At 61.0% G+C, this 23,428-nt stretch carries 20 protein-coding genes and 1 pseudogene; 13 read left to right on the top strand and 8 right to left on the bottom strand.

The window, feature by feature from the left end; all coding sequences use genetic code 11:
- Nucleotides 1–76 precede the first annotated feature (76 nt).
- The 3 genes from betC to OC445_RS01855 all read left to right on the top strand — a co-directional run bounded on the left by betC (nt 77) and on the right by OC445_RS01855 (nt 4,312).
- Nucleotides 77–1,591 (top strand): choline-sulfatase, encoded by a 1,515-nt coding sequence (gene betC / locus OC445_RS01865; protein ID WP_198790685.1) that lies wholly within the window; start codon nt 77–79, stop codon nt 1,589–1,591.
- Between the two features lie 18 nt (nt 1,592–1,609).
- The gene (choX, locus tag OC445_RS01860) at nt 1,610–2,524 is read left to right on the top strand and encodes a choline ABC transporter substrate-binding protein (RefSeq protein ID WP_181125170.1); all 915 of its coding nucleotides are present in this window, start codon (nt 1,610–1,612) and stop codon (nt 2,522–2,524) included.
- Between the two features lie 219 nt (nt 2,525–2,743).
- Nucleotides 2,744–4,312, top strand: a complete 1,569-nt coding sequence (locus tag OC445_RS01855; RefSeq protein ID WP_105225270.1) for a SulP family inorganic anion transporter — start codon at nt 2,744–2,746, stop codon at nt 4,310–4,312.
- 128 nt (nt 4,313–4,440) lie between these two features.
- Here OC445_RS01855 and aroE read toward each other — a convergent pair whose 3' ends face one another.
- Both aroE and hemF read right to left on the bottom strand, forming a co-directional pair.
- Nucleotides 4,441–5,259, bottom strand: a complete 819-nt coding sequence (aroE, locus tag OC445_RS01850) for a shikimate dehydrogenase (protein ID WP_057975195.1) — start codon at nt 5,257–5,259, stop codon at nt 4,441–4,443.
- The gene (gene hemF, locus OC445_RS01845) at nt 5,259–6,191 is read right to left on the bottom strand and encodes an oxygen-dependent coproporphyrinogen oxidase (RefSeq protein ID WP_054898863.1); all 933 of its coding nucleotides are present in this window, start codon (nt 6,189–6,191) and stop codon (nt 5,259–5,261) included. Before hemF ends, aroE begins: the two co-directional genes overlap by 1 nt.
- Nucleotides 6,192–6,369: 178 nt before the next feature.
- Between hemF and OC445_RS01840 the strand changes: the two genes are divergently transcribed.
- Complete coding sequence (locus OC445_RS01840) at nt 6,370–7,347, top strand: quinone oxidoreductase family protein (RefSeq protein ID WP_198790686.1); 978 nt, start codon at nt 6,370–6,372, stop codon at nt 7,345–7,347.
- Nucleotides 7,348–7,384: 37 nt separating this feature from the next.
- On the opposite strand, the gene OC445_RS01835 is transcribed toward OC445_RS01840, so the two are convergent.
- The 3 genes from OC445_RS01835 to OC445_RS01825 form a co-directional block, all read right to left on the bottom strand.
- A complete protein-coding gene (locus tag OC445_RS01835; protein ID WP_034129197.1) occupies nt 7,385–7,942 on the bottom strand; it encodes an L-threonylcarbamoyladenylate synthase in 558 nt (185 codons plus the stop codon).
- Nucleotides 7,943–8,016: 74 nt separating this feature from the next.
- Nucleotides 8,017–9,120 (bottom strand): DNA-processing protein DprA, encoded by a 1,104-nt coding sequence (gene dprA, locus OC445_RS01830; protein WP_054898864.1) that lies wholly within the window; start codon nt 9,118–9,120, stop codon nt 8,017–8,019.
- Nucleotides 9,121–9,183: 63 nt separating this feature from the next.
- Nucleotides 9,184–9,960, bottom strand: a complete 777-nt coding sequence (locus tag OC445_RS01825; protein ID WP_034129195.1) for a hypothetical protein — start codon at nt 9,958–9,960, stop codon at nt 9,184–9,186.
- Nucleotides 9,961–10,095: 135 nt separating this feature from the next.
- Between OC445_RS01825 and def the strand changes: the two genes are divergently transcribed.
- The 5 genes from def to OC445_RS01800 all read left to right on the top strand — a co-directional run bounded on the left by def (nt 10,096) and on the right by OC445_RS01800 (nt 14,775).
- Nucleotides 10,096–10,602 carry a peptide deformylase gene (def, locus tag OC445_RS01820; protein ID WP_262019919.1) on the top strand — a complete coding sequence of 169 codons (507 nt, stop codon included), beginning with the start codon at nt 10,096–10,098 and terminating at the stop codon, nt 10,600–10,602.
- Nucleotides 10,603–10,671: 69 nt separating this feature from the next.
- Complete coding sequence (gene fmt, locus OC445_RS01815) at nt 10,672–11,625, top strand: methionyl-tRNA formyltransferase (protein ID WP_072445688.1); 954 nt, start codon at nt 10,672–10,674, stop codon at nt 11,623–11,625.
- Nucleotides 11,622–12,932 (top strand): 16S rRNA (cytosine(967)-C(5))-methyltransferase RsmB, encoded by a 1,311-nt coding sequence (gene rsmB / locus OC445_RS01810; protein WP_198790687.1) that lies wholly within the window; start codon nt 11,622–11,624, stop codon nt 12,930–12,932. Before fmt ends, rsmB begins: the two co-directional genes overlap by 4 nt.
- Before the next feature lie 22 nt (nt 12,933–12,954).
- Nucleotides 12,955–14,328, top strand: coding sequence for a Trk system potassium transporter TrkA (gene trkA / locus OC445_RS01805; RefSeq protein WP_054898867.1), 1,374 nt, complete (start codon nt 12,955–12,957; stop codon nt 14,326–14,328).
- 135 nt (nt 14,329–14,463) lie between these two features.
- The gene (locus tag OC445_RS01800; RefSeq protein ID WP_044270209.1) at nt 14,464–14,775 is read left to right on the top strand and encodes a tetratricopeptide repeat protein; all 312 of its coding nucleotides are present in this window, start codon (nt 14,464–14,466) and stop codon (nt 14,773–14,775) included.
- Nucleotides 14,776–14,906: 131 nt separating this feature from the next.
- Here the strand turns inward: OC445_RS01800 and OC445_RS01795 are convergent, their stop codons facing one another.
- Nucleotides 14,907–15,794 (bottom strand): lysophospholipid acyltransferase, encoded by an 888-nt coding sequence (locus OC445_RS01795; RefSeq protein WP_014716285.1) that lies wholly within the window; start codon nt 15,792–15,794, stop codon nt 14,907–14,909.
- A gap of 40 nt (nt 15,795–15,834) precedes the next feature.
- Nucleotides 15,835–16,392: a DNA-3-methyladenine glycosylase I gene (locus OC445_RS01790; RefSeq protein WP_003187266.1), complete on the bottom strand. Its 558-nt coding sequence runs from the start codon at nt 16,390–16,392 to the stop codon at nt 15,835–15,837.
- A gap of 81 nt (nt 16,393–16,473) precedes the next feature.
- On the opposite strand from OC445_RS01790, the gene glyQ reads away from it, so the two are divergent.
- The 4 genes and pseudogenes from glyQ (at nt 16,474) to OC445_RS01770 (ending at nt 20,870) form a co-directional block, all read left to right on the top strand.
- Entirely contained in the window at nt 16,474–17,427 is a 954-nt protein-coding gene (gene glyQ / locus OC445_RS01785; RefSeq protein WP_003187265.1) for a glycine--tRNA ligase subunit alpha, read from the top strand.
- Nucleotides 17,424–19,478, top strand: coding sequence for a glycine--tRNA ligase subunit beta (gene glyS, locus OC445_RS01780; protein ID WP_198790688.1), 2,055 nt, complete (start codon nt 17,424–17,426; stop codon nt 19,476–19,478). The genes glyQ and glyS overlap by 4 nt, the downstream gene beginning before the upstream one ends.
- Nucleotides 19,463–20,017 (top strand): annotated as a pseudogene (gene gmhB / locus OC445_RS01775) (D-glycero-beta-D-manno-heptose 1,7-bisphosphate 7-phosphatase); the annotation flags it as partial. The gene glyS and the pseudogene gmhB, both read left to right, overlap by 16 nt.
- 82 nt (nt 20,018–20,099) lie before the next feature.
- The gene (locus tag OC445_RS01770; protein ID WP_003187258.1) at nt 20,100–20,870 is read left to right on the top strand and encodes a lysophospholipid acyltransferase family protein; all 771 of its coding nucleotides are present in this window, start codon (nt 20,100–20,102) and stop codon (nt 20,868–20,870) included.
- A 181-nt stretch (nt 20,871–21,051) separates the two neighbouring features.
- On the opposite strand, the gene OC445_RS01765 is transcribed toward OC445_RS01770, so the two are convergent.
- Nucleotides 21,052–23,331, bottom strand: a complete 2,280-nt coding sequence (locus tag OC445_RS01765; protein ID WP_198790689.1) for a CHASE2 domain-containing protein — start codon at nt 23,329–23,331, stop codon at nt 21,052–21,054.
- Nucleotides 23,332–23,428 lie beyond the last annotated feature (97 nt).

Below are 23,428 nucleotides of genomic sequence, written 5' to 3'. Positions count from 1 at the left end.
CTCATGGGCTTTACCCCATAATTCGTGGGCCGCATGCTCATTGGCATAAACACTGCCTATGGAATGCCGAGAAACCATGAAGCGCAAGAACATTCTTTTCATCATGGCCGATCAGATGGCCGCGCCGATGCTGCCGTTCTACGGGCCTTCCCCGATCAAGCTGCCCAACCTCAGCCGCCTGGCGGCACAAGGCGTGGTGTTCGACGCCGCCTATTGCAACAGCCCGCTGTGCGCACCGTCGCGCTTCACCTTGGTCAGCGGCCAGTTGCCGAGCAAGATCGGCGCCTACGACAACGCCGCCGATTTCCCCGCCGATGTGCCGACCTATGCCCACTACTTGCGCCGCCTGGGCTACCGCACCGCACTGTCGGGCAAGATGCACTTCTGCGGCCCCGACCAGTTACACGGCTATGAGGAGCGCCTGACCAGCGACATCTATCCCGCCGACTACGGCTGGGCAGTGAACTGGGATGAGCCAGACGTACGACCTACCTGGTATCACAACATGTCCTCGGTGCTGCAAGCCGGACCGTGCGTGCGCACCAACCAGCTGGATTTCGACGAAGAGGTGGTGTTCAAAGCCCAGCAATATCTGTTCGACCATATCCGTGAGGAAGGTGACCAGCCATTTTGCCTGACGGTGTCGATGACCCATCCCCACGACCCTTACACCATTCCCAAGCCGTTCTGGGACTTGTACGCAGACACCGACATCCCAATGCCCGCGACGCCGCCCCAGGCCGACCTCGACCCGCATTCCCAGCGGCTGCTCAAGGTTTATGACTTGTGGGACAAACCGCTGCCTGTGGATAAGATCCGCGACGCCCGCCGCGCCTACTTCGGTGCCTGCAGCTACATCGACAGCAACGTCGGCAAGCTGCTGCAGACCCTGGAAGACACCGGCCTGGCCGACGACACCCTGATCATTTTCTCTGGCGACCACGGCGACATGCTTGGCGAGCGCGGCCTCTGGTACAAAATGCACTGGTTTGAAATGGCCGCCCGCGTGCCGCTGCTGATCAGTGCGCCGGGGCAGTTCGCCGCTGGCCGCGTCACCCAGGCCGTGTCGACCGCCGACTTGTTGCCCACCCTGGTGGAATTGGCCGGCGGGGAACTGGACCCGCACTTGCCGCTGGACGGCCGCTCACTGGTCCCGCACTTGCAGGGGCAGGGCGGGCATGACGAAGTGTTTGGCGAATACATGGCCGAAGGCACCGTCAGCCCATTGATGATGATTCGCCGGGGCGCCTACAAATTCATCTACAGCGAGGACGATCCTTGCCTATTGTTCGATGTGCACAACGACCCGAGCGAGCAGGAAAACCTCAGCCAGTCAGCTGAACATCGGCCATTGTTCGAGGCGTTCTTGCGTGAAGCGCGGGCTAAATGGGATATCCCGGCGATCCATCAACAGGTGCTCGCCAGCCAACGCCGTCGCCGCCTGGTGTTTGATGCGCTGACCCATGGCAAGCTCAAGAGCTGGGATCACCAGCCACTGGTAGACGCCAGTCAGCAGTACATGCGCAACCATATCGACCTTGATGACCTGGAGCGCAAAGCACGTTTTCCACAACCCTGCCAAAACCAATAAGTAGACAGAGGGAAGGCCATGCAAAAGTTGAACGTGGTACTGAGTTTGGTGATGCTCAGCAGCGCCCAGGTGTACGCAGACACGCGCTGCGAAACGGTAAAGATGGCCGACCCAGGCTGGAGCGATATTGCCGCCACCAACGCTATCACCAGTTTCTTGCTGACGGGCATGGGCTATCAACCCAAGGTCGACACCCTGGCGGTGCCGATTACCTTCGGCGGGCTCAAGGACGGCCAGGTGGATGTCTTCCTCGGCAACTGGATGCCGGCGCAGCAAGGCTTCTACGACAAGTTCGTGGCCAATGGCGATGTGGTGCAACTGGCGAAGAACCTGGAGGGCACCGAGTTCACCCTCGCCGTGCCGGACTATGTGTGGGACGCCGGGGTGCATGACTTCGCCGACCTGAACACATTTGCCGACAAGTTCGACAAGAAGATCTACGGCATCGGCTCCGGCGCGCCGGCCAATATCTCGTTGCAGGAAATCATCAAGAAAAATGATTTCGACCTGGGGCAGTGGAAGCTGATCGAGTCCAGCGAACAGGCGATGCTCGCAGAGGTCTCGCGAGCGGTGAAAAAACAGCGTTTTATCACCTTTCTCGGCTGGACCCCGCACCCGATGAACGTGCAACTGAAAATGCGCTACCTCAAGGGCGGCGAGCAGTACTTTGGTGCCACCGGCAGCGTCTATACCTTGACTCGCAAGGGTTACGCACAAGCGTGCCCCAATGTCGGCAAACTGCTGACCAACCTGAGTTTTACCCAGGCCATGGAGAACAGCATCATGGCTGACGTGGCCAACAACAAGGTCAGCAATGCGCAGGCGGCGAAGGCGTGGATCAAGGCCAACCCGGCAGTGTTGGACCAATGGTTGGAGGGCGTGAAAACCCTGGATGGCCAGGAGGCGTTGCCAGCGGTAAAAGCCAAACTCTGACGTTAAAATCGGACGCAGAGCGTCCCGAGCAGCATTCCCACGCAGAGCGTGGGAACGATCACTTTGACGCTTGCCGCTGACCCTGTGGGAGCTCGCTTGCCTGCGATAGCATCACCCCGGTATGCCTGTCACACCGAGGCGCCAGCATCGCAGGCAAGCCAGCTCCCACAAGTACCCATGCATTGATACTCTTGCCAAAACCCTTTACCCGAGCCTGCGATGCCCCGGCCCAACCGCCATACACTTTTGCCCTTCCTGCGCTGGCTGCCGCGCCAAACCCGCGCCAGCGTCGGCCGGGATGCCATCGTCGGCCTCAGCGGCGCTGTGCTTGCGCTGCCGCAGTCGATTGCCTACGCACTGATCGCCGGTCTCCCTCCCGAATACGGGCTCTACGCCGCCATCATCCCGGTATTGATCGCCTGCCTGTGGGGCTCGTCCTGGCACCTGATCTGCGGGCCCACGGCCGCCATCTCCATTGTGCTTTACGCCAGCATCAGCCCATTGGCCGTGCCAGGCTCCCAGGACTACATTACCCTCATCCTGTTGCTGACCTTCCTCGCCGGGGTGTTCCAGTGGTTGCTCGGCCTGCTGCGCTTCGGCGCGTTGGTGAACTTCGTCTCCCATTCGGTGGTGCTGGGATTCACCCTGGGCGCCGCCGTAGTAATCGCCTTGGGGCAACTGCCCAACCTGCTCGGCTTGGATTTACCGAGCCAGGCCACGGCTATCAATGGCCTGCTGGCGCTGATCGACCACCGTGGCGAGTGGGACCACGCGTCCCTGGCCCTGGGGCTGGGTACGTTGCTGGCAGGTATGCTGCTCAAGTACCTGGTGCCACGCTGGCCGACACTGTTGATCGCCTTGGTGTTGGGCAGCGTGGCGGCATGGCTGTGGCCGGCGATGTTCGGGCATGTGGCACGGGTCAGTTCGTTTATTGGCAAACTGCCGCCGTTCAGCCCGTTGCCGATGGATCTGGATCTGGTGCTGCGCCTGCTGCCCAGTGCCGTGGCGGTGGGGATGTTGGGGTTGGTGACCAGCCTGTCGATTGCCCGTTCGCTGTCCGCCCGCTCGCAACAACTGCTCGACGCCAACCAGGAAGTACGCGCCCAGGGTTTATCCAACATCGTGGGCGGATTTTTTTCCGGCTACCTGTCAGCCGGATCGTTCACCCGCTCGGGCCTCAGTTATGAGGCGGGTGCCTGTTCGCCATTGGCGGGGGTGTTTTCGGCCCTGTGGGTGGCGTTATTCGCGTTATTTGGCGCAGCGTTGATTGCGCATATTCCGATCCCGAGCATGGCGGCGAGTATCCTGCTGATCTGCTGGGGCCTGGTGGACCACCGCGGCATTCGTGCGCTGTTCCGGGTCAGCCGCGCCGAATTTGTGGTGATGAGCCTGACCTGTGTCGCCACCTTGTTGTTGGAGCTGCAAACGGCGATCTATGCCGGGGTACTGGCGTCGCTGTTTTTCTACCTCAAGCGCACCTCGCAGCCACGGGTGCAACACTGGCGCGACGGTGAAGCGGATGTGTTGCGGGTGGGCGGCTCGATCTTTTTTGGCGCCAGCCATTACCTGCAAGTGCGCCTGCAACGTCTGCAGGGTGAGCGGGTGGTGATCGAGGCGCAGCAGATCAACTTTATCGACTATTCCGGGGTGGAGATGCTGCACCAGGAGGCGCGGCGGTTGGCGGGGTTGGGCCGTAGCTTGACGTTGCGTGGGGCCAGGCCGCAGGTGGTCGAGGAATTGATGAAGCTGGAGGGGCCGGATAACTGCCCCCTCCATTTCGAAGACTAAACCCGATCAACTGTGGGAGCTGGCTTGCCTGCGATAGCGGTGGATCAGCCAGCACATGGGTAACTGACCTATTGCTATCGCAGGCAAGCCAGCTCCCACATTAAGTGTGCCCACATCAGCGTGTGGGATCAGGCCAATTGCCGGCGCAGTTCGGCCAGTACGGGCGCCGAATCCGGACGCACACCGCGCCACAGCAAGAAGGCTTCCGCCGCTTGTTCCACCAGCATGCCCAGGCCATCCATCGCCACCGCCGCGCCTTGCTCGCTCGCCCAGCGGCAGAATGCGGTGGGTTCCTTGGCGTACATCATGTCGTAGCAGAAGGTCTTGCCCGGCTCGATCAGGCTGCCGGCAATCGGCGGTACATCGCCTGACAGGCTGGCCGACGTGGCATTGATGATCACATCCACCGGCTCCCGCAACCAGTCGAAACCACTGGCAGACACCGGGCCCAGGTCATCGAACAGCTCAGCCAGTCGCTCGGCCTTTTCCACGGTGCGGTTGGCGATGATCAACGACGAGGGTTGCTGCGCCAGCAACGGCTCCAGCGCACCGCGTACCGCGCCACCGGCGCCCAACAACAGGATGCGTTTGCCTTGCAGGCTCAGCCCGGCATTGACCGTCAAGTCGCGCACCAGGCCCGCGCCGTCGGTGTTGTCGCCCAACAACGTGCCGTCAGCCAATTTGCTCAAAGTGTTTACGGCGCCGGCGCGCTGCGCCCGTTCGGTCAGGGTATTGGCCAAGCGATAGGCCTCTTCCTTGAACGGCACGGTCACGTTGGCGCCACGGCCGTGTTGGAAGAACTCACGGGCACAGGCGGTGAAGTCCTCCAACGGCGCGAGCATCGTGCTGTAGTGCAGTTGTTCGCCGGTCTGGGCAGCGAACAGACGATGAATCAGCGGCGATTTGCTATGGCCGATGGGGTTGCCGAACACAACATAACGGTCCATCACACCGCCGCCTTGGGCGCGGCAACGCCGAGCCAGTCACGGTCTTGCAGGAAGTAGTCGGTGAGGCGCGCCTCTTCGCTGCCGGCTTCGGCCTTCCAGTCGTAGCTCCAGCGTACCTGAGGTGGCAGCGACATCAGGATCGACTCCGTACGCCCGCCCGATTGCAGGCCGAACAGGGTGCCACGGTCATAGACCAGGTTGAACTCAACGTAGCGGCCCCGGCGGAACTCCTGGAACTGGCGTTGTTGCTCGGTGTACGCCATGGCCTTGCGACGCTGCACAATCGGCAGGTAGGCATCGATGTAGGCATCGCCGATGGCGCGGATGAAGGCGAAGCAGGTGTCAAAGCCCCACTCGTTCAAGTCATCGAAGAACAGGCCACCGATGCCACGGGGCTCGTTGCGGTGCTTGATGTGGAAGTAGGTGTCACACCAGGCCTTGTAGCGTGAGTACACGTCCGGGCCAAACGGTGCACAGGCCTTCTCGGCCACGCGGTGCCAATGAATGCAGTCTTCTTCATTGCCGTAATACGGGGTGAGATCGAAGCCACCACCGAACCACCACACCGGTTCTTCGCCTTCTTTTTCAGCGATGAAAAACCGCACATTGGCGTGGGAAGTCGGTACATGCGGGTTATGCGGATGGATCACCAGCGACACACCCAGGGCCTCAAACCCACGGCCCGCCAGTTCAGGGCGATGGGCACTGGCAGACGGTGGCAGACCGCTGCCAAACACGTGGGAAAAGTTGACACCGCCTTTTTCGATCACCGAACCGTTTTCCATCACACGGGTACGACCGCCACCGCCGGCTGGCCGGGTCCAGGCGTCTTCGATAAAGCGAGTGTCCGTCTCGAAGGTTTCCAGGGCGCTGCAAATGCGGTCTTGCAGGTCAAGCAGGTAGGCTTTAACGGCCTCGGTGCGGGTAGTCATGGCATCACCTTGAATCGGGCAAAGCTACGCGAGGCCCATGGGGCGTCGGCGGCAAATGGGCGCACAGGATACCACTGCGCCTAGATGCCACTGCACTTAGGTGCACAGCAGTTGACGAGGATCAAGCTTAGGAGTCCGATAGGGGGCTACGCAGATTCGAACCCAAGGAGAAGTGCAGATGGCCAAACGTATCCAGTTCAGCGCCCATGGCGGCCCCGAAGTACTTGAATATGTGGACTACACGCCAGCGGAGCCTGGCCCACAGCAGGTTCGGGTGCGCAACGAGGCCATCGGCCTGAACTTCATCGACACCTACTTCCGCAGTGGCCTCTACGCGCCGCCCGCGCTGCCATCGGGCCTTGGTGCGGAAGGCGCTGGCGTGGTGGACGCGGTGGGCAGTGAAGTCAGCCAATTCAAAGTTGGCGACCGCGTGGCCTACGGCAGCGGCCCGCTGGGTGCCTACAGCGAGCTGCATGTGTTGCCTGCGGCCAACCTGGTGCACCTGCCGGATGAGATCAGCTTCGAACAGGCCGCCGGCGCCATGCTCAAAGGCCTGACCGTGCAATACCTGTTGCGCCAGACCTATGAGCTCAAAGGCGGTGAAACCATTTTGTTCCACGCCGCTGCGGGTGGCGTGGGTTCCCTGGCCTGCCAATGGGCCAAGGCCCTGGGGGTGAAGTTGATCGGCACGGTCAGCTCGCCGGAAAAGGCCGCCCTGGCCAAATCCCTCGGCGCCTGGGAAACCATCGACTACAGCAAGGAAGATGTCGCACAACGCGTACTGGAATTGACTGACGGCAAGAAGTGCCCGGTGGTGTACGACGGCGTCGGCCAGGACACCTGGCTGACCTCACTGGACAGCGTGGCGCCACGGGGTTTGGTGGTGAGCTTCGGCAATGCGTCGGGTGCGGTGGATGGGGTGAACCTGGGGATTCTGTCGGCGAAGGGTTCGCTGTACGTAACCCGGCCAACGTTGGCGACCTACGCCAACAGTGCGGCAAACTTGCAGGCGATGGCGGACGATCTGTTTTCGATGATCAAGAGCGGCAAGGTGCGCATTGATATCAACCAGCGCTACCCGCTGGCGGAGGCGGCCAAAGCGCAGACGGAGTTGTCGGCGCGGCGCACGACTGGCTCAACCATTCTGCTGCCTTAAGATCGTTCCCACGCAGAGCGTGGGAACGAGCTGCACCTTACGAGGGGCGCACCACATCACCCGTCACCAGGTCCCGAATCAGGCTCGGGTTCTTGCGCCCACCCAGGGCGCCGCCCAACACCAAGTCCACTTGCCCGCGAAAATACTGCTCTACGCGAAGCCGCGTGCGGGCCGCCGGGCGGCCCTGAGGGTTGGCCGAGGTGGAAATCAACGGGCCGACCTGGGCGCACAAATCTCTCACCAACGGATGATCACTGACCCGCAGCGCTACGGTGTCATGCACACCCGTGACCCATTCAGGCAGCAAGTCTTGATGGGGCACCAGCCAGGTATTCGGCCCTGGCCAAGTGCTGGCCATGCGTTCGATCCACGTTTGCGGGAAATCTTCAAACAGAAAGTCGAACTGACGAATATTATCCGCCACCAGGATCAGGCCTTTGTCGACCGAGCGGTTCTTGATCGCCAACAGTCGATCCACTGCTTCTTCGTTCCACGGGTCGCAGCCCAGGCCCCAAACCGCTTCGGTCGGATAGGCGATCACTGCGCCTGCGCGAATTTCCCGTGCGGCTTCCAGCACACGCCACCTGTTGACCATTGTTTACTCTCCGGACTAAAGCTCTGGGCAGTTTACCGATCTTCGTTACAAAACCTAGCGCCAAAAACGGGCCATTACAAAAGCGGGCACCGCGCCAGCCAGCGCCCGCTTTCGCAAATCACTTGGCCCTCCAACTCCAGTTCCGTCAGGGTGGCCAGTACTTGGGACAACGGCCGACCGCTGGCAATCGCCAAGGCTTCGCTGCTAAGCGGTGCCGCGTGCAGCAGCGCCACCAACGGATGGATCACGGGCACCGGCGCAGCATGGGACAACCGCTGCCAACCGCGCAGGCTTTCAAGAATGTGCTCGATGGTTTCCACAAGCACCGCGCCATCACGGATCAGCTGATGACAGCCCTTGGCGGCGGGGTGGTGGATGGAACCCGGAATCGCGTACACCTCGCGCCCTTGCTCCGCCGCCAGGCGTGCGGTGATCAGCGAGCCGCTGGCCATACTGGCCTCCACCACCAGCACGCCTAACGACAGCCCGCTGATAATCCGGTTGCGCCGTGGGAAATTGCCGGCCTGGGGCGCTGCATCCAGCGGAAATTCGGAAACCACGGCGCTGCCTTGGGCAATCATCGCCGCGGCGAGCCTGCGATGGCGCTGTGGATAAAAATTTTCCAGGCCAGTGCCGAGCACGCCGATGGTATGGCCGCCTACGTCCAATGCCGCCTGGTGCGCCGCGCCGTCAATGCCCACCGCCAGCCCACTGGTGATGACAAAACCGGCGCTCGCCAGGCTACGGGAAAAGGCCGCTGCCGTGTCCATGCCCGGGCGAGAGGCACGCCGACTTCCCACCATGGCCAACTGTGGTTTTTCCAGAATACCGGGGTCGCCCGCCACGAATAACAACGGCGGCGCATCGTCGATCTGCGCGAGCAACGCCGGGTAATCAGGTTGGTCCCACATCAGCAAATGCTGGGCCGGGCGCCCCAGCCAGGCCAACGCTTCACTGGCACCGTCACGGACTTTGGGGCTACGTCGGGCCTCGGCACTGACGGCGGGCAAACCGAGGGAATGCCAGGCGCTGGCGGGAGCACTCAGGGCCTTGGAAGCGCAACCAAAGGCTTCGATCAATACGTGAAAACGCTTGGGCCCCAGTTCTGGCAGCCTGTGCAAGCGTAGCCGGGCTTCCAGCTCTGCCGGGGAAATATCGCTACTGTTTATCGGATTCATATGATCATCCTTGACCGGAACAAGCTGTGGATAACTCTGTTGGTAACTTATTTAGCAGGCTATTTATTGCGCTTGATCAGCCGTCTCGAAACGGTCTTGCACGGCTAGCGACCGTGAAGCACTGAGCACCAGGGCATAGCTGAGCTTTTCATAGGTACGAAACACCAGAAGGGTGCCGGCTCGCTCATCCGGGAGTGGCGTGGGCGTGCCGGTGAGGGCGTCTCGCACGGTGGCGCCAGCCTTGATCACCGTCAGCAGTTGGCCCTCCACCAGGCCATCGCGGCGGCCCTTGTTCAGGGTCACAGCGTCGAGCACGCCAATCTGCGTGACGCCCTTGGGGATGTCGATGATATGCCCTGTAATCAAGGGTGCAGGTTTGCACGGCTCCAGGTTCGCCAAAGCAACGGGAGGCTCGGCGCGCAACAAGCGGTCGCCTGGGCGGATTTCCTGGGTCACCCGTTGCACTGCGAGGGTGGTGAGGCTGTCGGCAAGCACAAAGCGCGCAGTGCCGATGTCGTCGGCATTGATGCCGAGTAACTCCTGGGTAACGGGGTCGGTGTAGGCCTTGCCTCGCCGAAAGATCCCGTAGCTCGGCTGGGCCGGGTCCAGACGCCCGCGCGCATGCACACGCTCGTCGTTGGCACCCAGCACGCGCCCGCCTTGCGCCGCAATAATATAAGGCGCGTTATCCAGGTCCTCGGGCGAGTCAAAAATACGGTTGTGCAGTAAAAAATGCTGGATGGCCTGTTGCGCTGCCTGATCCAGGCGCTCAGTGGGTTGCGCAATCAACGCCGTGGCGAACGGGGCCCACAGCAGCAAGACGAGTAGCGATTTCCTCATGGGGTGAATCTCCTTTATTATGTGCGTTCGCGTGAAATGCCATGGCCTTCGCGGCTTCCGAGCGTTTCACACCGGCCGTATGGGTCCATCCCACCGCCGATTTGTCTCTTCCTCACATGTGCAGCAATTACGCTTATGGCTATTTTGAACATCCTCGAATTTCCCGACTCGCGCCTGCGCACGATCGCCAAGCCGGTGGCCGTAGTGGACGACAAGGTTCGTCAGTTGGTCGATGACATGTTTGAAACAATGTATGAAGCCCCGGGCATCGGCCTCGCCGCTACCCAGGTCAACGTGCATCTGCGTGTCGTGGTCATGGACCTGTCGGAAGATCGCAGCGAACCTCGGGTGTACATCAACCCTGAGTTCGAACCGCTGACCGAAGAGATGGGCGAATCCCAGGAAGGCTGCCTGTCGGTACCGGAGTTCTACGAAAATGTGGAACGCCCGCTGCGCGTGAAGATCAAGGCGCTGGACCGTGACGGCAAGCCTTTCGAACTGGTTGCCGAAGGCCTGCTGGCGGTGTGTATCCAGCATGAATGCGACCACCTCAACGGCAAGCTGTTTGTCGATTACCTGTCCACGCTCAAGCGTGACCGCATCAAGAAGAAGCTGGAAAAAAAGCATCGCCAGCAAGCTTGATGCCCTTCTTCCAAAGGCTTGCTGCGGCAAGCCTTTTTCTTTTGTGACCGCTTTTAACCGAGAACTCCCATGACCGAGCCATTGCGAATTGTTTTTGCCGGCACTCCTGAATTTGCCGCCGAACACCTCAAGGCGCTGCTTGCCAGCCCTTATGACATCGTCGCGGTGTACACCCAGCCGGATCGCCCGGCCGGTCGCGGGCAAAAACTGATGCCGAGTCCGGTCAAGCAGTTGGCGCTGGAGCACAACATTCCTGTGCTGCAGCCGCCGACCCTGCGCAACGCCGACGCCCAGGCCGAACTGGCCGCGCTGAAGCCCGACCTGCTGGTGGTGGTGGCTTACGGTTTGATCCTGCCTCAGGCTGTGCTGGATATACCGCGCCTGGGTTGCATCAACAGTCATGCTTCACTGCTGCCACGCTGGCGCGGTGCGGCGCCGATTCAGCGCGCCGTTGAAGCGGGCGATCAGGAGAGCGGCGTGACCGTGATGCGCATGGAAGCCGGCCTGGATACCGGGCCGATGCTGCTCAAAGTCACCACCCCGATCTCCGCCCAAGACACCGGCGGCAGCCTGCACGACCGCCTGGCTGAGCTGGGGCCGCCCGCCGTGATCCAGGCCATCGCTGGCCTGGCTGCCGGCACCCTGCAAGGTGAAATCCAAGACGACAGCCTGGCCACCTACGCCCACAAGCTGAACAAGGACGAAGCGCGCATCGACTGGAGCCGCCCTGCCGTGGAACTGGAGCGCCTGGTACGTGCCTTCAACCCATGGCCGATCTGCCACAGCACCCTGAACGGCGAAGCCTTGAAAGTGTTGGCCGCGACCCTGGCCGATGGCGTAGGCGCTCCCGGTGAGATCATCGGCGCCAGCAAAGACGGCCTGTTGGTGGCTTGCGGTGAACAGGCGCTGTGCCTGACGCGTCTGCAATTGCCCGGCGGCAAGGCGCTGAACTTCAGCGATCTGTTCAACAGTCGTCGTGAGAAATTCGCCCTGGGCACCACGCTTGGAGTGGTCAATCAATGAACCCACGTCTGGCCGCCGCCAAGGCTCTCGCCGCCGTGCTCAATGGCAAGGCTTCGCTGAACAGCTCCCTGCCGACGCAGTTGGATAAGGTTGAAGACCGCGACCGCGGGTTTACCCAGGACCTGGCCTTTGGCACCGCCCGTTGGCAGCCACGGTTGTCTGCGTTGGCCGCCAAGCTGCTGCAAAAACCGTTCAAAGCGGCGGACGCGGATGTCGAGGCGCTGTTGCTGGTGGGCCTCTACCAGTTGCTCTACACCCGCGTGCCGGCCCACGCCGCTATCGGTGAAACCGTCGGTTGCGCCGACAAGCTGAAAAAGCCCTGGGCCAAGGCCCTGCTCAATGCCGTGCTGCGCCGCGCCCAGCGTGAAAGCGAAACGCTGTTGGCCGAGCTGGAACATGATCCGGTGGTGCGCACCGCCCACCCGCGCTGGCTGCAAAAATCCCTGAAGGCCTTTTGGCCCGAGCAATGGGAGGCTATCTGCGCGGCCAACAACGCGCACCCGCCGATGATCCTGCGGGTCAACCGTCGCCACCACAGCCGGGATGCATACCTGCAATTACTAGCCGGCGCGGCCATCAACGCCACCCCGTGCGTGTACAGCACGGACGGTATCGTGCTGGAAGTCGCCGCCGATGTACGCAGCCTGCCGGGCTTTGCCGAAGGCTGGATCAGCGTGCAGGACGAGGCCGCGCAATTGGCTGCCGATCTGCTCGATTTGGCCCCAGGCCAGCGCGTACTCGACGCCTGCTGCGCGCCAGGCGGTAAGACGTGTCACATCCTTGAGGTTGAAAAAGACCTGGCCGGTGTGGTGGCTGTGGACCTTGAGGCCAAGCGCCTGGTGCGCGTGCGGGAAAACCTTGCACGCCTGGGCCTCAACGCCGACCTGATCGCCGCCGACGGCCGCGACACCGCCACCTGGTGGGACGGCAAGCCATTCCAGCGCATCCTGCTGGACGCTCCTTGCTCCGCCACCGGCGTGATCCGACGTCATCCGGACATCAAGCTGACCCGCCAGCCCGACGACATCGCCGCCCTGGCGGTGTTGCAAGGCGAACTGCTCGACGCGCTGTGGCCAACCCTGGAAGTCGGCGGCATCCTGCTTTACGCCACCTGCTCCACGCTGCCCACCGAAAATACCGAGGTCATCCAAGCTTTCCTCGCCCGCACCAGCGGCGCGCGCGAACTGGACCTCGCCACTAGCGCCGGTATCAAGCAGCCCCACGGTCGCCAACTGCTCGCGCAGGAAGGCGGGCACGATGGCTTCTACTACGCCAAACTGATCAAGATCGCTGCCGCGCGCGGCTGAATGGTTTTAAGGGAGTGACCGGATGAAAATCATCATCCTTGGAGCAGGGCAGGTTGGTGGCACGCTGGCCGAACATTTGGCCGGTGAAGCCAACGACATCACCGTGGTCGACACCGATGCCGAGCGCCTGCGCAACCTGGGCGACCGCCTGGACATTCGTACGGTGCAAGGTCGCGCGTCGTTTCCGACGGTGCTGCGTCAGGCCGGTGCCGACGATGCCGACATGCTGGTGGCTGTGACCAACAGCGACGAGACCAACATGGTCGCCTGCCAGGTCGCCCACACCCTGTTCCATACCCCGACCAAGATCGCTCGGGTGCGGGAAGCGGCTTACCTGACCCGCGCCGGGTTGTTCGACAACGACGCCATTCCGGTGGACGTACTGATCAGCCCGGAACAGGTGGTGACCCACTACATCAAGCGCCTGATCGAAATTCCAGGTGCGTTGCAAGTCATCGACTTCGCCGAAGGCAAAGCGCAACTGGTGGCAGTGAAGGCCTATTACGGCGGGCCGTTGGTGGGCCAGCAACTGCGCCAGCTGCGTGAGCACATGCCAAACGTGGAAACCCGCGTCGCCGCGATTTTCCGCCGTGACCGGCCGATCCTGCCCCAGGGCGACACGGTGATCGAGGCTGACGACGAAGTGTTTTTCATCGCCGCCAAGGCGAACATTCGTGCGGTCATGAGCGAAATGCGCAGGCTCGACGAGAGCTACAAACGCATCGTCATCGCCGGCGGTGGGCAGATTGGCGAGCGTTTGGCCGAAGCCATCGAAAGCCGCTATCAGGTGAAGATCATCGAGATGAGCCCGACGCGGTGTCGGCATTTGTCCGACACCCTCGACAGCACTGTCGTACTGCAAGGCAGCGCCTCGGACCGTGATCTCCTGATGGAAGAGAACATCGCCGACGCGGATATCTTCCTGGCCCTGACCAACGATGACGAAGCCAATATCATGTCGTCCTTGCTGGCCAAGCGGCTGGGGGCGAAGAAGGTGATGACCATCATCAACAACCCGGCCTATGTGGACCTGATCCAGGGCGGCGATATCGACATTGCCATCAGCCCGCAGTTGGCGACCATCGGTACCTTGCTCGCCCACGTGCGCCGTGGCGACATTGTCAGCGTGCACTCGTTGCGCCGTGGCGCAGCGGAAGCCATCGAGGCGATTGCCCACGGTGACTCCAAGTCCAGCAAAGTGATTGGCAAGGCGATCCGCGATATCGGCCTGCCGCCCGGTACCACCATTGGCGCGATCATTCGCGATGAAGAAGTGATCATTGCCCATGACGATACGGTGATCGCCACCGGAGACCACGTGATTTTGTTCCTTGTGGATAAAAAATATATTCGCGATGTTGAGAAGCTGTTCCACGTGGGGCTGAGTTTTTTCTGATTAAAAAATTGTGTGAGCCTGCCGCCGCCATCGCGGGCAAGCCCGCTCCCACATGTGATCGCGCTCCAAGTGTGGGAGCGGGCTTGCCCGCGATGACGATATCGAAACCGCTATGTAGCTAAAGGATGCACAGCCATGCTCGAATCCCTGGAAAAAATGCTCGCCAAGGGTGTGGATAATTCATTGCTGCGCTTTGGCCTGGGCAAGGGTTATCTGGACCTGAAGGACAACGCAAAGGCGGCCGAGCATTTGCAGCGATGCGTCGAGTTCGATCCGAAGTATTCGGCGGCGTGGAAGTTGTTGGGCAAGGCGCGGCTGGGATTGGAAGATCGCGCGGCAGCACACCTGGCATGGGAGAAGGGCATCGAAGCCGCCCAGGCCCATGGCGACAAACAGGCCGAAAAAGAAATGACGGTGTTCCTGAAGAAACTTGATCGCCAAACCTGAGGTGATCACCTGTGGGAGCTGGCTTGCCTGCGATGCAGACACCTCGGTATATCAGGCACTCCGAGGTGATGCTATCGCAGGCAAGCCAGCTCCCACATTTGATCTCCATTGGGCTGGAGGTCAGCGGTGAGTCAGTACCACCGCGCCTCACCCGGCGGGCGTTTCTTGAAGCGCTTCATGCTCCACATGTACTGGCTTGGGTAAGCACCTACATAGCGCTCAACTACCTTGCTCATCGCCGCACAGGACGTCGCGGTGTCGGTGCTGTACATGTCCTCCGGCGCCGCTTCCAGGATCACCTTGTAGCCCGAGCCGTCCGGCAGGCGCAGGGCGTGCAGGAATACGCCAACGGCCTTGTGGCCCGCGAGCATGTTCGGCACGAATTTACTGGTGAGCGCCTGGGTGGCAAAAAACGGTACGAAGATCCCGGCGGACTCAGCCGGCTCCGGGTCGGCAGGAATACCCACCTGGCCGCCTTTGCGCACTTCCTTGATCACACTGAGAATGCCTTCCTTGGTGGAAGCCGCCACGCGGTTGCCCAACTGCACGCGCTGCTTGCGCAGCAACTCGTCCACGGCCTTGAGCTTGGGCGGGCGATAGAAAATGATCGGTTTGCACTGGCTGCAGTAGAAGTGGTTCAACACTTCCCAGTTGCCCAGGTGGCTGGTGATGCCCACCACGCCTTTGCCAGAAGCCAGGGCCTCGTGCAGCACTTCCAGGCCCTCGACTTCGCGGACCAGGTCGATGGAGCGCTGCGCCGGCCAGATCCACGCGCAGGCGCTTTCGGTGAGGGACTTGCCGATGTCCATCAGGCTGCGGCCCACCAGGCGCTCGCGCTCTGCCGGGTCCATGTCTGGGAAGCATTTGGAGAGGTTGATCCGCACCGTATCGCGGGAACGGTTGGGGGTTTTCCACATGATCCAGCCGATCCCTGTGCCGACGGCTTGTACAGCGCGCCAGGGCAGCAGGGCAAACAACCGAAGAGCGCCTACCAGCAAGGCGCCTTTAAACTTTTCCACAGGTCACTCCTGATCGTGTGTGGTGCGCAAAGCCGGCATTCTAACCGGCGTTGACCAAGTCCGCGTAACGGTCGCAGTCCTGGGTGTGGTCCATGACCATGCCCGAGGCCTGCATGAAGGCGTAGCAGATGGTCGGCCCGACGAAAGTGAAGCCGGCCTTTTTCAAGGCTTTGCTCATGGCTTCGGCTTCGGGCGTGATCGCCGGGACGTCGCTGCGATCCTTGAAGTGATTGACCTTGGGTTTGCCGCCGACAAACGACCACAGCAACCCCACCGGGTCTTCCAGCGCCAGCCAGGCCGCGGCGTTGCGCCGGGTAGCGTTGAGCTTCAAGCGATTGCGCACGATGCCCGGGTCCTGCATCAGCACCTCGATTTCTTCATCGCTCAATTGCGCCAGACGCTGCGCGTCAAAGCCGAACAACACCTTTCGATAATGCTCGCGTTTGCGTAAAACGGTGATCCAGGACAGGCCTGCCTGGAACCCTTCGAGCAAAAGCAACTCGAACAAACCCTGCGCATCGCGCAGCGGCGTTCCCCACTCTTGATCGTGATAAGCCATGTACAGCGGATCTTCAGAACACCAAAAGCAGCGTGGCATAAGGCTCCAGGGAGTGGTGGCGGGGCCGAATCGGGTATACTCCCGCTCTTTAAATCGCAGCCCAAGTAACAGGTGAATTTCGTGAGCCAGCCTACGCCAGCCGTGCGTACCTTCCAAGACTTGATCCTCGCCCTCCAGCAATACTGGGCCGAGCAAGGTTGTGTGGTACTTCAGCCCTACGATATGGAAGTAGGCGCCGGCACTTTCCACACCGCTACATTCCTGCGGGCCATCGGCCCGGAAACCTGGAACGCCGCTTATGTGCAGCCCAGTCGCCGCCCGACTGACGGCCGCTACGGCGAAAACCCGAACCGTCTGCAGCACTACTACCAGTTCCAGGTGGTATTGAAGCCCAACCCGGACAACTTCCAGGAGCTGTACCTGGGCTCGCTCAAGCATGTGGGCCTGGACCCACTGGTGCACGACATTCGTTTCGTCGAAGACAACTGGGAATCGCCAACCCTGGGCGCCTGGGGCCTGGGCTGGGAAGTCTGGCTCAATGGCATGGAAGTGACGCAGTTCACCTATTTCCAGCAAGCCGGCGGCATCGAGTGCTACCCGGTCACTGGCGAGATCACCTATGGCCTTGAGCGCCTGGCCATGTACCTGCAAGGCGTGGACTCGGTCTACGACCTGGTATGGGCTGACGGCCCGTTCGGCAAGGTGACCTACGGCGATGTGTTCCATCAGAACGAGGTGGAGCAGTCCACCTACAACTTCGAACACGCCAACGTCGACAAGCTGTTCGAACTGTTCGACTTCTATGAAAGCGAAGCCAAGCGCCTGATCGAACTCGACCAGCCGCTGCCGTTGCCAAGCTATGAAATGGTGTTGAAGGCGTCCCATACCTTCAACCTGCTGGATGCCCGCCGTGCTATTTCGGTTACTGCGCGCCAGCAATACATCCTGCGTGTGCGCACCCTGGCGCGTTCCGTCGCCCAAGCCTACCTGCTGGCTCGCGCCAAGCTGGGCTTCCCGATGGCAACCCCGGATTTGCGTGATGAAGTGTTGGCTAAGCTGGAGGCTGCACAATGAGTGCTCAAGATTTCCTGGTTGAACTGGGCACCGAAGAGCTGCCACCCAAGGCCCTCAATACCCTGGCCGATGCATTCCTGGCCGGTATCGAAAAAGGCCTGCAGACCGCAGGCCTGAAGTTTCAAGCCAAGAAGGTCTATGCCGCGCCGCGCCGCCTGGCGGTACTGTTGACCGCGCTGGAAACCCAGCAGCCGGACCGCAGCATCAACCTGGACGGCCCACCGCGCCAGGCGGCTTTCGACGCCGAAGGCAACCCGACACAGGCCGCTCTTGGCTTTGCCAAGAAGTGTGGCGTGGAGTTGAGCGAGATCGACCAGAGCGGCCCGAAACTGCGTTTCAGCCAGGTCATCACCGGCAAGCCAACCGCCAGCCTGTTGCCGACCATCGTTGAAGATTCCCTGAACGACCTGCCTATCCCCAAGCGCATGCGCTGGGGTGCGCGCAAGGAAGAGTTCGTGCGTCCGACCCAATGGCTGGTGATGCTGCTCGGTGACCAGGTCATCGATTGCACCATCCTCGCCCAGAAGGCCGGTCGTGAGTCCCGTGGTCACCGCTTCCATCATCCAGAAAGCGTGCGTATCACTTCGCCGGCCAACTACCTCAACGACCTGCGCGCTGCTTATGTGCTGGCCGACGCCAATGAGCGTCGCGAGCTGATCAGCAAGCGCACCGAAGAATTGGCCCGCCTGCAGGAAGGCACCGCCATCGTGCCGCCAAGCCTGCTGGACGAAGTGACCGCCCTGGTGGAATGGCCGGTGCCGCTGGTGTGCTCGTTCGAAGAGCGTTTCCTCGATGTGCCGCAAGAAGCCTTGATCACCACCATGCAGGACAACCAGAAATACTTCTGCCTGCTGGATGTGGACGGTAAGTTGTTGCCGCGTTTTATCACCGTCGCCAACATCGAAAGCAAAGACCCGCAGCAGATCATCGCCGGTAACGAAAAAGTCGTGCGCCCGCGCCTGACCGACGCCGAGTTCTTCTTCAAGCAAGACAAGAAGCAGAAGCTGGAAGACTTCAACCTGCGCCTGCAAAACGTGGTGTTCCAGGAAAAACTCGGCAGCGTCTACGACAAGGCCGTGCGTGTGTCCAAGCTGGCGGCCTACATTGCCCCACGTATTGGCGGTGATGCCGCATGGGCTGCGCGTGCCGGCTTGCTGTCCAAGTGCGATCTGGCCACCGAAATGGTCGGCGAGTTCCCTGAGATGCAAGGTGTTGCCGGTTACTACTACGCCCTCAACGACGGCGAGCCGGACGATGTCGCCCTGGCCCTGAACGAGCAGTACATGCCACGCGGTGCCGGTGCAGAACTGCCGACCACCCTGACGGGTGCGGCTGTGGCGATTGCCGACAAGCTCGATACGCTGGTGGGTATCTTCGGTATCGGCATGCTGCCCACCGGCAGCAAAGACCCGTATGCCCTGCGCCGTGCGGCATTGGGCGTGCTGCGTATCCTGATCGACAAGAAGCTGGACCTCGACCTGACCCAGGCCGTGGTATTCGCCGTCGGCCAGTTCGGCACCAAGGTCAAGCAAGCCGGCCTGGCCGAGCAAGTGCTGGAGTTCGTGTTCGACCGCCTGCGTGCGCGTTACGAAGACGAAGGCGTGGACGTTTCCGTCTACCTGTCGGTACGTGCCCTGCAACCGGGTTCGGCACTGGACTTCGACCAGCGTGTACAAGCCGTGCAAGCGTTCCGCAAGCTGCCGGAAGCCGATGCCCTGGCCGCCGTGAACAAGCGCGTGTCGAACCTGCTGAGCAAGGCCGATAACCTCGGCAGTGCCGAAGTCGACCCTGGCCTGTTTGCCGACGCCAAGGAGTTCTCGCTGAACTCGGCCATCGCCAAGGCAGAGAACGCCGTGAAGCCGCTGATCGCCGAGCGTGACTACGCGCAAGCGTTGGCGCGCCTGGCGTCGTTGCGTGAGCCGGTGGATGCGTTCTTCGAAGCGGTGATGATCAATGCCGACGATGCCGGCGTGCGAAAAAACCGTTACGCCATGCTCGCGCGTCTGCGTGGCCTGTTCATCAATATCGCCGACATTTCCGTACTGGGCTGATCATGTTGAAACTGCTGATTCTCGATCGGGACGGGGTGATCAACTATGACTCCGACGCTTACATCAAGTCGGTGCAAGAGTGGATCCCCTTGCCCGGCTCGATCGAGGCCATCGCGCAGTTGAGCAAAGCCGGCTGGACAGTGGCCATCGCCACCAACCAGTCCGGCATCGCCCGCGGTTACTACGACATCGCCACCCTGGACGCCATGCACGCGCGGTTGCGCACGTTAGTGGCCGAACAGGGCGGTGAGGTGGGGCTGGTGGTCTACTGCCCCCACGGGCCGGACGAAGGCTGCGATTGCCGCAAGCCCAAGCCTGGCATGTTGAAAATTATTGCAGAACATTACAAGGTGCCCTTGGCTGGGATATGGTTCGTCGGGGACAGCCTCGGTGACCTGGAGGCGGCCAAAGCCGTCGACTCTCAGCCAGTTTTGGTTAAAACCGGAAAAGGCGAAAAGACCCAGGCTAAAAACCTGCCGGTAGGCACCTTGATTTTTGACGATCTGGCGGCCGTTGCCGCAGAACTTATCAACAACTAGCCGCCCTCGACTTCCTGACCAAGGACTGTTCGGGAGTGCGCTTTTAACAGGCGGGCCGTGTCCCGCAACGGTAAATGCCGCCATGTCGATCTTGCAGGCCATCAGAACCTTTTTCTTTTACCTGCTGCTGGGCACCAGTTCGTTTCTCTGGTGCACCCTGAGCTTTTTTATTGCACCCTTCCTGCCCTTCAAGGCGCGCTATCGCTTTATCAACGTCTACTGGTGCCGCTGCGCGTTGTGGCTGAGCAAGGTGTTCCTGAATATTCGTTTCGAGGTCAAGGGCGCTGAAAACGTTCCTGATCAGCCGTGCGTGATTCTCTCGAACCACCAGAGCACTTGGGAGACGTTCTTCCTCTCTGCGTATTTCTCGCCGTTGAGCCAGGTGCTCAAGCGCGAGTTGCTGTATGTGCCATTCTTCGGCTGGGCCATGGCCATGTTGCGTCCGATCGCCATCGACCGGGACAACCCCAAGGCTGCGCTCAAGCATGTCGCCAAGAAGGGCGATGAGTTGCTCAAGGACGGCGTCTGGGTGCTGATCTTCCCTGAGGGCACGCGGGTCCCCTACGGCACAGTGGGCAAGTTCTCACGCGGTGGTACCGCCCTGGCGGTCAACGCCAACCTGCCTGTGCTGCCGATTGCGCATAACGCTGGCAAGTTCTGGCCCAAGACTGGCTGGGCTAAACGCCCAGGCACTATCACTGTAGTGATCGGCGAACCGATGTACGCAGAAGGCGAAGGACCACGTGCCATCGCCGCCCTGAACGACCGGGCTGCGGCGTGGAATGAGGCGCAGCAACGGGCCATGGGCTCCCTGCCTCCGGAACCGGTGGTGGTGGAGACGCCGGCCGTTTGAGCATCTGTGGATAACCTGTGTACGCTTTGTTGGCGAATTGGCTTTTTTGCTTCATAACAAGCTGATTTACTTACATATTTCTGAAGCTCATAAAATTCAGAAAAACGTGCATAAGTTTTTTCTTCATAAAAAAACCGGTCCTTGTGACCGGTTTTTTATGCACAGCAAAAAAGCCGCTTTTTCAGTCCTCCAATAGCGGCAGCAGCAGGATAAACGTCGAGCCCTTGCCTAGCTCACTTTCGCACACGATCCGCCCTCCATGCCGTTCTACTACCGCCTTGACCATGGTCAGGCCCAACCCAAGACCTTCACTGCCCTGGGCCGAATCGAAACGTCGGTATTGGTTGAACAACTCCGGTAGATCCTTCGGCGCAATCCCCGGTCCCTGATCACTTATCCCGCATTCCAACCAGCCTTGCGCACTGCCATGCCTTAACCTGACGGTGGTGCCAGATGGGGAGTATTTGATCGCATTCTCCAGCACGTTGAACAATGCCCGGGTGAGCAGCGATTGGTCGGCATAGACCATGGCTTCATCCGCCTCATCCAGGTCGTGGACCAAATGGATGCCCTTCAACTGCGCAATCACCGCCACTTGATCAAAAGCGTCCATCACCAGCATGGCAAACAGGGTGGGCTGGAACTGGTAACCGTCCGCTTCAGCCTTGGCCAATTGCACAAAGGATTCGGTCAGACTCAAGGCTCGCCGTACCTGCTGTTCGATCTGAGTAAACACCGGGGACTCCCCGTTGTGCACGTCCAGCAGGGCGAGGATCGCTGAATGCGGCGCACGCAGGTCGTGGGAAAGGAAACGCAGCATGGTCTCGCGATGCTGCTGGGCTTCACGCTCCTTGCTCAGGTCCGTCAGGCTCAACAACCAGCCGAGGGCGAAATCCCCTTCGGCAGGCAGCAAAGGGGCCAGTTCCATGCGCAAACTGCGTTGGTGGATATCGCGAAACTCGACCAGCTCCAGCGCCGAGAGGGCAGGGCGTACACCATTATGCAGCGGGGGATAACCCAGATCGGCGAGCTGTTCGACGAGGTTTTCGCCGACCAGGTCATTGCCGAATACTTCACGGGCCACGCGGTTGGCCAACAGGATACTGCCCTGGGGATCGGTAATCAGGGTCGCTACCGGCAGGCACTCCAAGCCATCAGCCATAAAGCGCCGCGTATCGCGGGTACGGCTGACGGCTTGTTCAAGGGCAAAGATCCGCCCTTGCAGCACATCGCCCTTACTGGCGGGCGCGCGACGACGTTCCGGAAGCACCTTGGGCTCGTTATCCAGGCGTGCCAGTTCCCAGCCAAAGTAGGCGAGGATCACGGTCAGACGTCGCCAATTCCAGATCAGGTAACTCAGCAACAAACCGATCAGGCACGCTGCGGGGCTCCACCAGTGGCCCAGGCGCAATAAGGCCCATGAGCCCAGCAAAGCCACGGCCATGCCTGCCAAGGTCATCCACAGGGCGTAGCGTGGGCGCACAAGCAGAAGGCCCAACAGCAGGGCCACCAGGGACGTTGCCAGCAACGCCGCCAGCCAGCCGGGCAAATCGACGATGCTGCGGCCCTGCAATAAACCATTCAGTACGTCCGCCTGGATCTCAACGCCCGCTGTAGTACCTACGGTGGAAGAGAGCGGCGTCACGAAACGATCGGCCATGCCATAGGCTGAGGCGCCGATCAGAACCAGGCGACCACGCAGCGACTCGGGAGGTACCTCGCCGCGCAATACGCTGACGTAGGACACACTGGGAAAATGGTCTGGTTCCGAAGTGAACGGCACACGGATTTCATGTTCCTGGTGCCAGTGACCTCCAGTCGGCTCTTGCGGCAGGCCCGGCATCGTCTCGGCGTGCTCGTTCATGGCGAATGCGAGCCACGCCAACTGAGGAAGTGTGCTTCCCGGAGGGCCTTCACGTAGATACACGCTGCGCACCACTCCGTCGTTATCCGCTTTGACGTTGATGTGCCCTACGCCCTTGGCGCACTTGAGCAGTGGCGACAACGGCGTTACCTGGGCCTTGGGGCTGACGCTGCTGTCCCCGGCGATGGGCAGCAATACATTGCCGGCTTTGCAGACGGCATCGGCCAGTTGTGGGTCGTCATTATTGTCGCCGGGATCACTGAAGATCACGTCAAACAAAATGCCCGCTGGCTGTGCGGCGTTCAGGCGTTCAATCAGCTCGGCATGCACGCTGCGCGGCCAGGGCCACGGGCCTAACGCTTCCAGGCTGGGCGTATCAATGGTCACCAGAACGATCCGTGGATCTGCCGGTAACGGCGTCAGGCGGCGCAGGCTGTCATAGAGCGGATTGTTGAGTGCCAGCCCCGCACTCAAGGATAAGTACGCGGTGAAGGGCAGGAGCACCAAACCGATCAACAGCCATTCACGAACCAGCCCATGAAACAAAAGCTGCGCCTGGGTAGGTTGGCGTTTCTCGGCTTTGCGCCATAGGTTCACAGGGCTACCGCCAAAAGGGTGCCAAGGAGTCGATGGTCATTGAGTAAAGATTTCATAAGCCCAGGATCCCTCTCCATGGGGTTGCGATGAAGTGCAT

The organism is Pseudomonas sp. Pse35 (assembly GCF_024519715.1).
GTDB classification, from domain to species: Bacteria; Pseudomonadota; Gammaproteobacteria; order Pseudomonadales; family Pseudomonadaceae; genus Aquipseudomonas; species Aquipseudomonas paracarnis.
This window is presented reverse-complemented; position numbering and strand designations above follow the sequence as displayed.

Bases quoted from the DNA above. Each gene is read 5' to 3' on its own strand.
- OC445_RS01790 (WP_003187266.1), bottom strand. From the start codon at position 16,392: ATGCCACGCTGCTTTTGGTGTTCTGAAGATCCGCTGTACATGGCTTAT.
- trkA (WP_054898867.1), top strand. From the start codon at position 12,955: ATGAAAATCATCATCCTTGGAGCAGGGCAGGTTGGTGGCACGCTGGCC.
- OC445_RS01840 (WP_198790686.1), top strand. From the start codon at position 6,370: ATGGCCAAACGTATCCAGTTCAGCGCCCATGGCGGCCCCGAAGTACTT.
- glyS (WP_198790688.1), top strand. From the start codon at position 17,424: ATGAGTGCTCAAGATTTCCTGGTTGAACTGGGCACCGAAGAGCTGCCA.
- rsmB (WP_198790687.1), top strand. From the start codon at position 11,622: ATGAACCCACGTCTGGCCGCCGCCAAGGCTCTCGCCGCCGTGCTCAAT.
- OC445_RS01770 (WP_003187258.1), top strand. From the start codon at position 20,100: ATGTCGATCTTGCAGGCCATCAGAACCTTTTTCTTTTACCTGCTGCTG.
- hemF (WP_054898863.1), bottom strand. From the start codon at position 6,191: ATGACTACCCGCACCGAGGCCGTTAAAGCCTACCTGCTTGACCTGCAA.
- OC445_RS01835 (WP_034129197.1), bottom strand. From the start codon at position 7,942: ATGGTCAACAGGTGGCGTGTGCTGGAAGCCGCACGGGAAATTCGCGCA.
- OC445_RS01825 (WP_034129195.1), bottom strand. From the start codon at position 9,960: ATGAGGAAATCGCTACTCGTCTTGCTGCTGTGGGCCCCGTTCGCCACG.
- betC (WP_198790685.1), top strand. From the start codon at position 77: ATGAAGCGCAAGAACATTCTTTTCATCATGGCCGATCAGATGGCCGCG.
- def (WP_262019919.1), top strand. From the start codon at position 10,096: ATGGCTATTTTGAACATCCTCGAATTTCCCGACTCGCGCCTGCGCACG.
- OC445_RS01800 (WP_044270209.1), top strand. From the start codon at position 14,464: ATGCTCGAATCCCTGGAAAAAATGCTCGCCAAGGGTGTGGATAATTCA.
- fmt (WP_072445688.1), top strand. From the start codon at position 10,672: ATGACCGAGCCATTGCGAATTGTTTTTGCCGGCACTCCTGAATTTGCC.
- choX (WP_181125170.1), top strand. From the start codon at position 1,610: ATGCAAAAGTTGAACGTGGTACTGAGTTTGGTGATGCTCAGCAGCGCC.
- OC445_RS01855 (WP_105225270.1), top strand. From the start codon at position 2,744: ATGCCCCGGCCCAACCGCCATACACTTTTGCCCTTCCTGCGCTGGCTG.
- aroE (WP_057975195.1), bottom strand. From the start codon at position 5,259: ATGGACCGTTATGTTGTGTTCGGCAACCCCATCGGCCATAGCAAATCG.
- dprA (WP_054898864.1), bottom strand. From the start codon at position 9,120: ATGAATCCGATAAACAGTAGCGATATTTCCCCGGCAGAGCTGGAAGCC.